Source organism: Crenobacter cavernae (assembly GCF_003355495.1).
In the GTDB taxonomy this organism is placed as follows: Bacteria; Pseudomonadota; Gammaproteobacteria; order Burkholderiales; family Chromobacteriaceae; genus Crenobacter; species Crenobacter cavernae.
Map to the genome: position 1 here is coordinate 2,786,658 of NZ_CP031337.1, position 12,591 is coordinate 2,799,248.

Sequence of the window (12,591 nt, forward strand, 5' to 3'; positions counted from 1 at the left end):
CGGCGCAAAAGAGCTCGGCCAACCTTTGAGGTTGGCCGAGCTCTTTTCTGGCTGCGCGCTTGCCGCCTGTCAGCCTATCAGTTCGACGTCCGGCAAGTTGTCCCGCACCTGGGCGACCGTCTCGAAAGTCGTCAGCACCGAGACCACCACCGGCAGCGGCTCGGGCCAGATCTCCGGCAGGTCGCGCTCGAGGCGGTCGCCGATAGCGAACGCCAGCCGTTCGACGGGCGGTCTGAAGGCCGCGTCGACGCCCGGCTTGTTGCCGCGCGCGTCGATGCGGTACCAGCCGTGCCCTTCGAGCCATACCGCGTTAAGCCCGTGCAGGCAGTAAGGCGCGCCTTCGCCGTCGAGCGACAGACGCTGGTAGCAGAGCCCGGCCGGGATGCCGTTGGCGCGCAGCAGCGCCGCCAAGAGATGGCTCTTCGCATAGCAGTAGCCGGTGCGGAAGAACAGCACGTCGGACGCCTTGCAGGTAACCGGGTTGTCCAGGTCGTCGCGGGAGTCCCAGCTGTGGCGGATCGTGTCGCGCACGAATTCGAAGCAGCGGCGCGCGATCTCGGTCTTGTCTTCACAGTCGTCGGCCAACTCGGCGGCCTTGGCCCTGATGGACGGGTGCTTCCAGTCGATGTCTTCGCTGCTGGCCAGAAACGGCGTCTTATCCATGCTTGTCTCGCTATTCCTTGGACATAAAGCCGCTAGCGTAACATCAGTTTCAGCAGGAATGCAGCCAGTCGCCCGTAAGGCGGCTCGACCAGCCGCATGCCGTTGAAGCGCCGCGGCTGGCGCAGCACCGGCTTCAGCTTGGAGAAGGTCAGGAAGCCTTCGTGGCCGTGATAATGGCCGATGCCCGACGCGCCTACGCCGCCGAACGGCAGCGAATGCTGGCCGACGTGGACGATCGTGTCGTTCACCGTGACGCCGCCTGCGTGCGTCGCGTCGCCAGGTCGGGAAACGGTTCGGCCGCCGCGGCGGCGCGCAGCCTTGCGAAGGTGGCAGACAGGGCCGCTTGGCCAGCGGTGTCATCGAGTCTGTTACTCATGGGCTATCCTTGCCTGACGTTTTAAACCAAACGGTTGTTTAGAGTTCGGGCTCCAATCTAGCGCTCCGGACCCCGCTTGTCACCCCCTGCCCCGCACGCCATGTTCGTCGACTTCTCCCTCGCGCTAAAAAACGGTTCTTCACGGATTACCGGGGCAGCGAGTACTTCTTCCTAAAGATCAAAGCCGCCTTCCCTGGCAATCCGTGAAGAATCTTTTTTTTGCCCGGACTAGCGCTTATCCTTGCGGCCTCGGACAAAACAACAGAAGAGACTGCCATGGACAAAATCGGATTCGTCGGCCTCGGCCTGATGGGCCAGCCGATGACGCGCCGCCTGATTGAGGCCGGTTTCGACGTCACCGTGTGGAACCGCTCCCCGGACAAATGCGCCGACCTCGTGAAGGCCGGCGCGACGCTCGCCGCCAGTCTCGGCGAGCTGGTCGAACGCGTCGACGTCGTGATGACCTGCGTGTCGGACACCGCGGCGGTAGAAGCGGTCGTGTTCGGCGAGGGCGGCGTCGCGGCGCACGGCGCCGCCGGCAAGCTGCTGGTCGACTTCTCCAGCATCGAACCATCGGCGACGCGCGACCTGGCCGAACGTCTCCAGGCCGCCTGCGGCATGCACTGGGTCGACGCGCCGGTGTCCGGCGGCACCGCCGGCGCCGAGAACGGCACACTGGTGATCATGGCCGGCGGCCGCGATGAGGACGTAGAGCGACTGCGTCCGCTCGCCGCGCCGCTGTCGCAGCGGCTGACGCGCATGGGCGGCGTCGGCGCCGGCCAGGTGACCAAGCTGTGCAACCAGCTGATCGTCGCCACCAACGCGATGCTGATCGCCGAGGCGGTGACCTTGGCCGAGAAGAGCGGCGTCGACGCCAGCCAGCTCGCGCCGGCGCTCGCCGGCGGTTTCGCCGACTCCAAGCCGTTCCAGATCCTCAGCCCGCGCATGGCGGCGAAGGACTACGAGCCGGTGCAGTGGAAGGTGGCGACGCTGCTCAAGGACCTCGACAACGCGACCAAGCTCGCGCGCGAAGTCGGCGGCGGTGCACCGCTGGCCGGCCTCGCCAACCAGCTGATGCGCGTGTTCGCCGAGCAGGGCAACAGCCAGCGCGACCTCGCCAGCGTGATCGAGCTCTACCAGGGCCCGGCGCGCTGACCGGCGCGCGCGGGTCGATCGCCGCACCGAATCTCGACCCGCGCGCGAACTTTGCGCCCTAAGTGGCCGTTTTTTCGCGAGTATTTCGAAACCCGCTTGCACTGGCACGGGTTTTGCCTTATATTGGCGCCACTTCGCGCTTGCTTCAACGGCAAGCGCATTATGTTTCATCGTCCCCCACCTCGCTTTTGCCTCGTCTTTCGCCGTTTTCCTTTGCTGAACACGCATCGCGGCTCGATTAACAGGTAGGTGCCGATGAGTATCGGATGCGCATAGACCGCATCCAGAACGCGCCGACCCTCCTGTTTAGTCCGGACCCATTCGTCCGGACAGCCTTGTATCGTCCAGGGCTCGGCCAACCTTTGCCGCCATGCCGGCAAAATAAGGAAAACACATGCTGCAATTTAGCGAACTGGGCTTGCCCGCCGTCATTACCCGTGCCCTGGAAGAAGTCGGCTACACCACCCCGACCGAAGTTCAAGCCCAGTCGATCCCGGCCGCGCTCAAAGGCGCCGACCTCTTGGTGTCCGCGCAGACCGGTAGCGGCAAGACCGCCGCCTTCCTGCTGCCGGCGCTCGCCAAATTGAGCGAGCGTTCGACCGGCACCGGCAGCGGCCCGCGCATCCTGGTGCTGACCCCGACCCGCGAACTGGCGCAACAGATCGAAAAGAACGCGCAGACCTACGCTTCCGGCATGCGCGGCATGCGCACCGCCTGCCTCGTCGGCGGCCAGCCGTTCGGCTTCCAGACCCGCGCGCTGTCGCGTCCGGTCGACGTCGTCGTCGCCACCCCGGGCCGCCTGATGGACCACATGCGCCAGGGTCGTATCGACTACTCGCGCCTCGAGATGCTGGTGCTCGACGAAGCCGACCGCATGCTCGACATGGGCTTCATCGAAGACATCGAAACCATCGTCAAAGCTACCCCGGCCACCCGTCAGACGCTGCTGTTCTCGGCGACGCTCGATGGCAACGTCGGCCGCCTCGCCCGCGAACTGACCAACAACCCGGAACGCATCGAGATCGCGCGCCAGGAAAGCGGCGGCAACATCGCCGAACACCTGTTGTACGCCGACGACATGCGCCACAAGGAGCGCCTGCTCGACGCGATCCTGAAGGATTCGAACTTCGACCAGGCCGTCGTGTTCACCGCGACCAAGATCAGCACCGAAGAAATCGCCGACAAGCTGTCGGACATGGGCTACGCGGCCGCTTGCCTGCACGGCGACATGCCGCAATCGTGGCGTAACCGCACGCTGAACGACCTGCGTCGTGGCCGCGTGCGCGTGCTGGTCGCCACCGACGTCGCCGCGCGCGGCATCGACGTGCCGACCATCACCCACGTCGTCAACTTCGACCTGCCGAAACAGGCCGAAGACTACGTGCACCGCATCGGTCGTACCGGCCGTGCCGGTCGTGACGGCACTGCGATCACGCTGGCCGACACCCGCGAGTTCCACAAGGTGCGCCGCATCGAGCAGTATCTGAAGCGCACGCTGCCGGAAGGCGTGATCGAAGGCCTCGAGCCGACCCGCCGCATCCAGAAAACCACCGGCGGCCCGCGTCGTCCGGGTAGCGGCGGCGCCGGCAACGGCCAGCGTCGCAACAGCGGCGGCGGCTACGGCGGTAACAAGTCCTACGGCGGCGGTAATGGCGGCAACAGCAGCTACGGCAACAAGCGCCAGGGCGGCCAAGGCGGCCCGCGCGGCAACGGCGGCGGCAGCTACGACCGTCGCGGCAGCGGCTCGCGCGACTAAGCCTCGCTGAAAGCACGATGAAAAACAGGCCACCTTCGGGTGGCCTGTTTTGTTTCGGCGTGCAAAAGCCTCAAAAAAGGGTTGGCTGAGCCTTTTCACGAGCTCGGCCAACCCTTCGGCCTTTACAACTCCAGCGGCGGCAGGCCGTGGCGCGCGCGAGCGCGGTTGCAGGCGTCGTCGTACACGCCGATCGCCGAGCGCGGCGCGAATTCGCGGCACGGCGACGGGCGCTCCTTGTAGATGCCGCAGTGCACTTCTTCACCGATCTTGCCGACCAGCGCGCGACAGCGCGGATTCGCGTAGTCGGTGCCCCTCAGACGCGCGAGGCTCGCGGTTTCCAGGTCGGCGAGGCCCGACGGCACCAGGCCGCCTTCGCTGTCGAGTTCGGAACGGTGGAAGGTCACGCGAAACGCCGCGCAACACGCGCCGCACGACAGGCAGACAACGGCTTTTCCATTACAGACCCCGGTCGGCGCGTCAGATCCGTTCGTCGGCGCCGAGGTAGCGCCACTGGCCGGTCGGCAGGTCGGACAGCTTCAGGCGACCGATGCGGATGCGCTTGAGGCCGACGACGCGCAGCCCGACCAGTTCGCACATGCGGCGGATCTGGCGCTTCTTGCCTTCCTGCAGCACGAAACGCAGCTGGTCTTCGTTCTGCCAGCTGACCTTGGCCGGCTTCAGCTTGTCGCCGTCGAGAGAAAGGCCATGGTTCAGCCGCTTAAGCCCCTCGTCGGATAGGTGGCCCTCGACGCGCACCAGGTACTCCTTCTCGACCTCGCTCGTCTCGCCGATGATGTGTTTGGCGACGCGGCCGTCCTGCGTCAGGATCAACAAGCCGACCGAATCGATGTCGAGCCGCCCGGCCGGCGCGAGGCCCTTCAGGTGCTCGGGCGAGAAGCGGATGCCGCTCTTGTCGCCCTTCCAGTGGTTCTCGCGCGTGACCAGCACCACCGCCGGCTGGTAATCCTTCTCGGCCTGCGCCGACACATAGCCCATCGGCTTGTTGATGAGGATGGTCACGCGCTGGCTCTGCTTTTCGCGCGCGCGCGGGTCCAGGTCGATGCGCTGGCCCGGCACCACTTTCTGCCCGAGCACGGCGACTTCGCCGTCCACCTTGACCCAGCCCTGCTCGATGTAGCTGTCGGCCTCGCGGCGCGAACACAGGCCGAGCTCGGCCAACCTTTTGGACAAACGGACGGGTTCCATGCGGACTCCAAATAAAACCGGGCGGCCAACGCCGCCCGCGGTGAAATATCGACCCCGTATTGTAAGAAATGCCGGCGTTCCGGCCAAGCTCGGGGACGCGCCCGGGTCATGACAAGAACGGGGTAGCCCGTGTTAGCCTGTGACGACAACATGCACAACGATGGGGCTAACACATGAAGGGCTTTACCGACTACGAGGACTACGACGGCCTGGGACTGGCCGAACTGATCAAAAAGCGCGAGGTGAGCGCAGAAGAGGTGCTCGACGCCGCGCTCGCGCGCATCGACGCGCGCAACGGCACGCTCAACGCGGTGGTGCACCGTATGGACGACGCGGCGCGCCGCCAGATCGCGTCGCCGCTGCCCGACTCGCCGCTGGCCGGCGTGCCGACGCTGATCAAGGACCTGCTCGCCGACGTCGCGGGAGAGCCGACGCGCAACGGCTGCCGGCTGTTCGACGGCTATAGAGCGAGCGCCGACGTCGAGCTGATCCGCCGCTACCGCGCCGCCGGCCTGGTGTTCGCCGGCAAGAGCGCGACACCCGAGCTCGGCCTCTACCCGTTCACCGAATCCGAGGTCTACGGCGCCACGCGCAACCCCTGGGACCCGACGCGCACGCCGGGCGGCTCGAGCGGCGGCGCGGGCGCGGCGGTCGCCGCCGGCATCGTGCCTTTCGCGCACGGCGGCGACGGCGGCGGATCGATCCGCATCCCGGCGTCCAACTGCGGGCTGTTCGGACTCAAGCCGTCGCGCGGGCGTTCGCCGATCGGCCCCAGCTTGGCCGAGGTCTGGCAGGGCATGGTGGTCGAGCACGCGATCAGCCGCTCGGTGCGCGACAGCGCCGCGTTGCTCGACGCGATGGGCGGCGCGGCCGACGGCGACGCCTACCGCTGCCCGCCGCCGGCCATACCCTTCCTCGAACAGATCGCGACGCCGCCCGCCGTGCTGCGCATCGCGGTCGGCTACGACGCGCCGCTCGGCGGCGCGCTGCACCCGGATTGCCGCCGCGCGGTAGAACACACCGCCCGGCTGCTGGAAGGCCTAGGCCACCACGTCGTGGAAGCCAGCCCGAAACTGCCGTCGGCCGAAACCTTCAACCGCGCGATGCTGACCATCGTCGCCGGCGAACTCGCGCTGCGCGTACGCAACAGCGAAACCAGCGTCGGCCGAGCCGCGCGCCACACCGACTTCGAGGCCGGCACCTGGGCGATGGCGCGTTACGGCGAACGACTGTCGGCCGGCCAGTTCGCGTGGGCGCGCGATTTCCTGTTCGATATCGGCCGCCGCATGGCCGCCTTCCACCGCGACTACGACGTGGTGCTGTGCCCGGTGCTGAACCGACCGCCGGCGAAGATAGGCGAACTCGGCGTCACGCCGCTCGAGAACGCGATGTCGCGCGTGCTGATCGGCGTGCTCGGCCAGGACTGGACGCTGTCGCTGAGCAATCTGATCGAGTCGAATTCGCTGAAGGTGCTGCACTACATCGGCTGGACGGTGCACGCGAACATGAGCGGCCAGCCGGCGATGAGCGTGCCGCTCTACTGGAGCGACGAGAACCTGCCGATCGGCAGCCAGCTGATCGGCCGCTACGGCGAGGACGGACTGCTGCTGCAACTGGCGGCGCAACTGGAAGCGGCGCAACCGTGGGCGCGGCGGCGCCCCTTGCTCCAGCCCTGAAGCCTGCGTAACGCGCCATCCGTTCCAAAGTTTTAAGAATTGACCGGAGCTCGGCCAACCTTTCCCCCCCTCACCTCCCCGGCTCGCGGCACACCGCGGGCCGGGACCCGCCTTCCTCCGCGCAGCGACCCCGCCACTCGAGTGGATTGCCCAACCCGATCATGAGCTTGCGTTTGACGGCGCCGGGTCCTTCCGGCGCCCCAGGACAATGAAAAGCGTCGCGATCCCGAGGAACGCCATAAGGATGACGACGCTGTTTTTGAACGCGACGCCGTAGCCCAGCCGGGCCACATCGATGAACGGGTACGGATAGGTTCCAGACAGCGCACCTCGGAGCAGCGCGTACACAAGGTAGGCCATGGGATAGAGCGCCCATCGCAGCGCGTCCCGCCAGCAAAGCGCCGTTTTCGGCACCCACAGCCACCAATAGACGATGAAGACAAGCGGCATGACGTCGTGCAGCAGCCCGTCGGCAACGAGTTGCGCCCCGGTCGGCTGCCAGGTCTGTCGCAAAAGCAGGCTGTAAACGATGCCCACGAGCGCGATGCTGACGGCAATGCCGCCGAGAACGGAGGGGCGCAAAAACAAACGAAACCAAGCTGCAGGCCTTAACACGGCGACCGTGAAGGCAACGGCGGCGAGAAGGTTCGTGAGGATCGTGAAGTAGCCGAAGAACACGAACAGACTGGCCAGGAAGCCTCTGCCCTGCGACAAGACCAGTGCGTTTGTCAGGTAGAACTGGAGGCCGAGCGCGAACCAGGCCGATACGCCGGCCGCTGCCGCAAAGAGGGTGCCCGTTTGATGCCGATTCATCTCGCCGATAACTCCATTCAGACGCGGCCCGACTCCAGCCGCCCGTCAGGCTAGCATGGCCGCGCGAACATAAAAAAAACCCAGCCCCCGCGGGGGCTGGATCGAAAGCATGCCGACGGCGGTGCGTCGGCATGCGGCTGCTTCGAATGCGGGATTACTTGAGGTCCCAGGCTTCTTTCCACGCGAGGCCCGTGCCCGGCGCGTAGTACATCGACGAGCCGTTGCACCAGCCGGTATACGGCCACGGTTTGCACGCATAGGCCTTGCCGTCGGTGCCTTTGACCGCGGTGCCGGCCACGTAGCCGCCCAGGCCCTGCGGGTAGGTGTACTGCGTCGTCACGCCGCCTGTGCTGCCCCCGTTGTCGGCCGGCGGTTTCGGCGGCTCGACCGGTTTCGGCGGGTCGACCGGCACGGGCGCGACGGCGATGTCGACGTTGAAGCCGATCTTGTCGCCGGCGTCGGCGCGGCGGAACACCTTGTTCGCATCGGCGCCCCTGGCGGCCTGCACGTTGCCGTTGGCGTCGATCGCGCCCATCTGCACCAGCGACGACGAAACGTTCACCTTGCCGGCCAGGTAATACGGCCAGTCGGCGGCGGCGGTCTGGCCGGCGACCAGCGTCACGCTATGCGACTCGAGGTCGCGGTAGGCGTTCGGGTCGGTCTTGTCGAACACGCGCAGCGTGACCTTGCTCTGCGGCGTCAGCGCCTGCTTGGCGCTGACCGGGCCGACTTCCTTCCACGACGACACGACGTTGCCGCCCTTCAGGTTCACGTCGATGCACGCGTAGAACGCCTCCTGGCTGTCCGAGCGCTGCCAGATGTTGTAGATCACGTGCTTGCCGGTTTTCTTCGGCAGCTGGCACGTCATCTTGTAGCGTCCGTTCTGCAGCGGCAGGTTACCCGTCGTGCAGAACGGGCTGCTTTCGAGGTCGGACCATTTCAAGGGCTTGGCCGGGTCGTAGCCGTCGCGGGTCACGTAGAACTCGAAAGACTTGGTCGCGTGAGGCGCGGTGCCGACGTAGCTGAATTCGTAGTTCCCGTTGCGGTCCGGCACGAGGGTCGCGGCCGGCCAGTCGCCGCGCGCGACGTCCAGCCCCTTGAAGTGCGAGTTGCCGCCACTGCACAGCTGGCCGTCCGGCACCACCGCGCGGTGGTTGCCGTTCGCGCTCCCCTGGTTCACGCCGTTCCAGTCGTAGAACTGTTGCGAGCCACCGATGGCCTTGGCCGCCTGACACGCGGCCGATTTCGGATTCTCTGCGCCTTCCTGAAAGCATTGCAGCACGCGGCTGGGCGGCGTCTCCATCGTGCCATGGGCGGCGGCGAGCGCCGGCGAGGGGGGCGCGAGAAAAGAACGATGACGCGGCGGTTCCGGGCGGCTTTTTGTTCCGCATGGGAAGCTAGCGAGGCAGGCAAGACGGAAGGATGATCCGGCTTCGCGACGGCGGAGTACGAGCGAGGAGGATCGCTGATGCGGTCCGCACGGACCGGCAGACGGATGGAAGGGCAAGGTCGGCCGGGCTCGTCATCGGACGGCTCACGGGACGCGCAAGGCCTCGATCGCATCGAGCGCCCTCTCCCGCCCGGCGGCGAAGTCGACGCGGCCGGCCAGCTCGGCGCAACGCTCGGCCAAGCCTGGCCGCGCGAGCAGCGACGCCAGCGTCGTCGCGAACGCGACGCCGGAGACCTTCGCGAACGGCAGGCTGGCCGCGACGCCAAGACGGGCGAGCCGCGCGGCGTTGTCGGGCTGGTCGTGCGCCATCGGCGTCACCAGCTGCGGCACGCCGGCGGCGAGCGCCTGCGCGGCGGTGCCGATGCCGCCGTGGTGGACGACCGCCGCGCAGCGCGGGAACACGGCGGAAAACGGCGCGTAGCGCACCGCGTACACGGTAGCCGGCAGCGCGGGCAGTTGCTCGGAGTGGCCGCTCAAGAGCAGGCCACGTTGGCCGAGCCTCTCGCAAGCGTCGACCGCCGCCCGGAAAAAGTCTCGCCCCTGGCGCATCGCGCTGCCGGCGGTGAACGCGAGCGGCGCGGCGCCTTCGCCGAGAAAGGCGTCGAGACCGGCATCGAGCCCGGCGCCGTCGCCCGCGTCATAGCGCGCGAAGCCGGTCAGCCGGGTCGCGGCTGGCCAGTCGGGCTGCGGCGCGGCGAACCAGCCGGGGAACGGGGCGACGACGAGGTCGGGCGAATGCATCCAGCGGCCGAACACCGACACGACCGGCTCGGCCAAGCCCAGCCTGCGACGAAAGGCGTTCAGCTCGGGCGCGATCAGGCGGTCGATCAAGAGCCGGTCGATGCCGGCGAATGCGAGGCGCTTGAGCCAGCGCGGCGTGCGCGGCCCGACCGGCAGGCCCGGGTAGCAGGCCGTTTCATAGACGCTGCGCAGCATCGACGGCTGCAGATGGACGGTGGCGAGCCGGAACCCGCGCGCCTCCTGCGCGACGCGCGCGCCGAACATCAGGCCGGACGCGACGAGTACCGTATCCAACGGATCGAACGCTTCGAGCGCGTCGTAAGTGGCCGGCAGGCCGGGCAGCATGCCGCTTTCGACGACGTACTCGAAGCCGCGGCGCGCGTCCCACAGCCGAGGATCGTCCATCGCCGCCTCGAAATCGGCCACAGTGCCGAGCGGCAGGAAAGCGAGCCCCTCGGCCTCGATCCGGCGCTGGGAATAGGGGTTGGTCATCAGCCACACCGCGTGGCCGCGCGCCTTGAGACCGGCGCCGAGCCCGATCATCGGGAACACGTCGCCGGCCGAGCCCATCGTGCACAACACATAACGCATACTCGCTCCTGACGGCCGTTGACGGCCTGTTATCATGGCACGCGGCGCCATGCCATCGACAACAACAACGAACGATCCCTATGCTGCTCAACGTCTTGTGGGCCGGCTTCATCCTTGCCGGCATCGCCGCCGCGCTCGCGCAGGCCTTCGTGTTCGGCCAGCCGCAGATCTTCGCCGAGATGACGCGTGCGCTGTTCGACGCGGCCAAGTCGGGCTTCGAGATCGCGCTCGGCCTGACCGGCGTGATGACGCTGTGGCTCGGCATCATGAAGATCGGCGAGAAGAGCGGCCTCGTCGCGCTGGCGGCGCGCGCGCTCGCGCCGCTGTTCCGCCGGCTGTTCCCCGGCGTGCCCGAAGGCCACCCGGCGCTCGGCAGCATGACGATGAACATCTCGGCCAACATGCTCGGCCTCGACAACGCGGCGACGCCGCTGGGGCTCAAGGCGATGCGCGAGCTGCAGACGCTGAACCCGACGCCCGACACCGCGACCGACGCGCAGGTGCTGTTCCTGGTGATCAACACCGCCGCCGTGACGCTGTTCCCGGTGACGATCTTCGCCTACCGCACGCAGCTGGGTGCGGCCGATCCGACCGACGTCTTCATCCCGCTGCTCTTGGCGACCTATGTCGCGACGCTGGCGGGCGTCACGCTCACCGGCCTGATCCAGCGCCTCAAGCTGTGGGACCCGGTAGTGCTGGCGTACCTGGGCGGCCTGTCGGCGCTGGTGCTCGGCGCGGCCGCGTGGTTCCTGCGACTGCCGCCCGAGCAGATGCAGGCGCAGTCTTCGCTGCTGAGCAACCTGCTGCTGTTACTGATCGTCGCCGCCATCATCGTCTCGGCGCTGATCAAACGGGTGAACGTCTACGAGAGCTTCATCGAGGGCGCGAAGGAAGGCTTCCAGGTCGCGATCGGCATCGTTCCCTACCTCGTCGCGATGCTGGTCGCGATCGCGCTGTTGCGCGCGAGCGGCGCGCTGGATTTGCTGATCGGCGCGATCAAGTCGCAGGTAGCCGCCGCCGGCTACGACGCGCGCTGGGTCGACGGCCTGCCGACCGGCGTGATGAAGTCGCTGTCCGGCAGCGGCGCGCGCGCGCTGATGATAGAAACGATGAAGACCGAGGGCGCCGACTCGTTCGCCGGCCGGCTGGTGTCCATCATCCAGGGCAGCAGCGAGACGACCTTCTACGTGCTGGCGGTCTACTTCGGCGCGGTCAACATCAAGAACACGCGCTACGCCGCCGGTTGCGGCCTGTTCGCCGACCTCGTCGGCTTCGCCGCGGCGGTCGCGGTCGCCTATCTGTTCTTCGGGCACCTTGCCTGATACCTTCAAACGGCTCGGCCGACTTGCAGGACTTGGACGTTGGCCGAGCGCTGGCGTATCACGAAGTACGACTCGTATTCACAGCCGTTGCGTCGAACGCGACGGACCGGGAGGACTGGATGGAAACGCTGAACGCTTACGACCTGGAGCTCATCGCCAAGCTGGAGAAATGGCAGCACGCGAGCAAGCCGGCACTGTCCGACGACGACGCCTGTACCTTGGCGGCGATGCGCAGCCTGCCGCCCGACGAACCGATCTCCGACGCGCTGTACTCCCGCTTTCTGGAGTTGGCGACGCGCTATATCCGGACATTGACCGTGCACGAGCCCAAGTCGCCGAGCGCCTCAGCGCCTTGAAAAACCAAAAGCGACCCGAAGGTCGCTTTTTTATGGCCAGCGGGTCGCTCAGCGGTAGCCGCGGCGGTCCCAGCGGTCGTGATCACGGCAGTCGCGGTCGTGCGACTGGCGCCAGATGTCGCGCGACAGTTCGCGGTGGTCGCGGCGCAGCGCTTCGCGTTCGCGCCAGTCGAGCCGGCCGTCGTCGCGCCAGAAGCGTTCGCGCTCGCGGTGCAGCGCGACGCGGTCGGCGTCGAGGCGGCGGGCCTCGTGCGGCGTCAGCCGGCCGGTGCGATAGCCGTGGTCGATGCGCTCGCCGAGGCTGCGCCCTTCCGGGCGGTAATGGTCGTTGGGGTGGGCCTCGGCGGCGGCCATCAGGCCGAAGGACAAGGCGGACAGGATCAGGGCGGAACGCAGCTTCATGGCGGTCTCCAGCGTGGGCTTGGGGGTGAACACGCCCTGACTGTAGCCGGCAAGTTTTGCCCAACTGTCAGCGCCGCGCCGCCA

The 12,591-nt window shown here is 67.3% G+C and carries 14 protein-coding genes; 5 read left to right on the plus strand and 9 right to left on the minus strand.

The genetic code is table 11. The annotated features are described in order from the left end of the window. Positions 1-69: 69 nt before the first annotated feature. Genes DWG20_RS13555 through DWG20_RS16615 form a run of 3 tightly spaced genes read right to left on the minus strand, consistent with a single transcriptional unit; the run spans position 70 to position 1,039 of the window. Positions 70-663, minus strand: coding sequence for a transglutaminase-like domain-containing protein (locus DWG20_RS13555; protein ID WP_115434298.1), 594 nt, complete (start codon positions 661-663; stop codon positions 70-72). A 32-nt stretch (positions 664-695) separates the two neighbouring features. Then, complete coding sequence (locus DWG20_RS13560) at positions 696-911, minus strand: hypothetical protein (RefSeq protein WP_115434299.1); 216 nt, start codon at positions 909-911, stop codon at positions 696-698. Then, entirely contained in the window at positions 908-1,039 is a 132-nt protein-coding gene (locus tag DWG20_RS16615; protein ID WP_281269920.1) for a hypothetical protein, read from the minus strand. The genes DWG20_RS13560 and DWG20_RS16615 overlap by 4 nt, the downstream gene beginning before the upstream one ends. A gap of 219 nt (positions 1,040-1,258) precedes the next feature. On the opposite strand from DWG20_RS16615, the gene DWG20_RS13565 reads away from it, so the two are divergent. Further along, positions 1,259-2,194, plus strand: coding sequence for an NAD(P)-dependent oxidoreductase (locus tag DWG20_RS13565; RefSeq protein ID WP_281269921.1), 936 nt, complete (start codon positions 1,259-1,261; stop codon positions 2,192-2,194). A gap of 394 nt (positions 2,195-2,588) precedes the next feature. After that, positions 2,589-3,950: a DEAD/DEAH box helicase gene (locus tag DWG20_RS13570; RefSeq protein WP_181880926.1), complete on the plus strand. Its 1,362-nt coding sequence runs from the start codon at positions 2,589-2,591 to the stop codon at positions 3,948-3,950. Between the two features lie 122 nt (positions 3,951-4,072). Here DWG20_RS13570 and DWG20_RS13575 read toward each other — a convergent pair whose 3' ends face one another. Then, a complete protein-coding gene (locus tag DWG20_RS13575; protein ID WP_115434301.1) occupies positions 4,073-4,387 on the minus strand; it encodes a YkgJ family cysteine cluster protein in 315 nt (104 codons plus the stop codon). A gap of 40 nt (positions 4,388-4,427) precedes the next feature. Then, positions 4,428-5,156: a pseudouridine synthase gene (locus tag DWG20_RS13580; RefSeq protein ID WP_115434302.1), complete on the minus strand. Its 729-nt coding sequence runs from the start codon at positions 5,154-5,156 to the stop codon at positions 4,428-4,430. A 173-nt stretch (positions 5,157-5,329) separates the two neighbouring features. On the opposite strand from DWG20_RS13580, the gene DWG20_RS13585 reads away from it, so the two are divergent. After that, on the plus strand, positions 5,330-6,832 hold the full coding sequence (locus DWG20_RS13585) for an amidase (RefSeq protein WP_115434303.1): 1,503 nt from the start codon (positions 5,330-5,332) through the stop codon (positions 6,830-6,832). Positions 6,833-6,991: 159 nt separating this feature from the next. Here the strand turns inward: DWG20_RS13585 and DWG20_RS13590 are convergent, their stop codons facing one another. From DWG20_RS13590 to DWG20_RS13600, 3 genes are all read right to left on the minus strand, one after another. Further along, positions 6,992-7,645, minus strand: a complete 654-nt coding sequence (locus DWG20_RS13590; RefSeq protein WP_115434304.1) for a Pr6Pr family membrane protein — start codon at positions 7,643-7,645, stop codon at positions 6,992-6,994. A gap of 154 nt (positions 7,646-7,799) precedes the next feature. Next, positions 7,800-8,948 (minus strand): lytic polysaccharide monooxygenase, encoded by a 1,149-nt coding sequence (locus DWG20_RS13595; RefSeq protein ID WP_115434305.1) that lies wholly within the window; start codon positions 8,946-8,948, stop codon positions 7,800-7,802. 231 nt (positions 8,949-9,179) lie between these two features. Next, positions 9,180-10,427, minus strand: coding sequence for a glycosyltransferase (locus tag DWG20_RS13600; RefSeq protein WP_181880927.1), 1,248 nt, complete (start codon positions 10,425-10,427; stop codon positions 9,180-9,182). Between the two features lie 80 nt (positions 10,428-10,507). Between DWG20_RS13600 and DWG20_RS13605 the strand changes: the two genes are divergently transcribed. Together DWG20_RS13605 and DWG20_RS13610 are read left to right on the plus strand one after the other, a co-directional pair. Continuing rightward, positions 10,508-11,749, plus strand: a complete 1,242-nt coding sequence (locus tag DWG20_RS13605) for a nucleoside recognition domain-containing protein (protein ID WP_115434307.1) — start codon at positions 10,508-10,510, stop codon at positions 11,747-11,749. A gap of 119 nt (positions 11,750-11,868) precedes the next feature. Next, complete coding sequence (locus DWG20_RS13610) at positions 11,869-12,105, plus strand: hypothetical protein (RefSeq protein WP_115434308.1); 237 nt, start codon at positions 11,869-11,871, stop codon at positions 12,103-12,105. Positions 12,106-12,153: 48 nt separating this feature from the next. On the opposite strand, the gene DWG20_RS13615 is transcribed toward DWG20_RS13610, so the two are convergent. After that, entirely contained in the window at positions 12,154-12,507 is a 354-nt protein-coding gene (locus DWG20_RS13615; RefSeq protein ID WP_115434309.1) for a hypothetical protein, read from the minus strand. Positions 12,508-12,591 lie beyond the last annotated feature (84 nt).

What these genes read in the sequence shown, in the direction of transcription:
- DWG20_RS13585 (WP_115434303.1), top strand. Translation starts at nt 5,330, where the DNA reads ATGAAGGGCTTTACCGACTACGAGGACTACGACGGCCTGGGACTGGCC.
- DWG20_RS13555 (WP_115434298.1), bottom strand. Translation starts at nt 663, where the DNA reads ATGGATAAGACGCCGTTTCTGGCCAGCAGCGAAGACATCGACTGGAAG.
- DWG20_RS13590 (WP_115434304.1), bottom strand. Translation starts at nt 7,645, where the DNA reads ATGAATCGGCATCAAACGGGCACCCTCTTTGCGGCAGCGGCCGGCGTA.
- DWG20_RS13595 (WP_115434305.1), bottom strand. Translation starts at nt 8,948, where the DNA reads ATGGAGACGCCGCCCAGCCGCGTGCTGCAATGCTTTCAGGAAGGCGCA.
- DWG20_RS13570 (WP_181880926.1), top strand. Translation starts at nt 2,589, where the DNA reads ATGCTGCAATTTAGCGAACTGGGCTTGCCCGCCGTCATTACCCGTGCC.
- DWG20_RS13615 (WP_115434309.1), bottom strand. Translation starts at nt 12,507, where the DNA reads ATGAAGCTGCGTTCCGCCCTGATCCTGTCCGCCTTGTCCTTCGGCCTG.
- DWG20_RS13610 (WP_115434308.1), top strand. Translation starts at nt 11,869, where the DNA reads ATGGAAACGCTGAACGCTTACGACCTGGAGCTCATCGCCAAGCTGGAG.
- DWG20_RS13600 (WP_181880927.1), bottom strand. Translation starts at nt 10,427, where the DNA reads ATGCGTTATGTGTTGTGCACGATGGGCTCGGCCGGCGACGTGTTCCCG.
- DWG20_RS16615 (WP_281269920.1), bottom strand. Translation starts at nt 1,039, where the DNA reads ATGAGTAACAGACTCGATGACACCGCTGGCCAAGCGGCCCTGTCTGCC.
- DWG20_RS13580 (WP_115434302.1), bottom strand. Translation starts at nt 5,156, where the DNA reads ATGGAACCCGTCCGTTTGTCCAAAAGGTTGGCCGAGCTCGGCCTGTGT.
- DWG20_RS13605 (WP_115434307.1), top strand. Translation starts at nt 10,508, where the DNA reads ATGCTGCTCAACGTCTTGTGGGCCGGCTTCATCCTTGCCGGCATCGCC.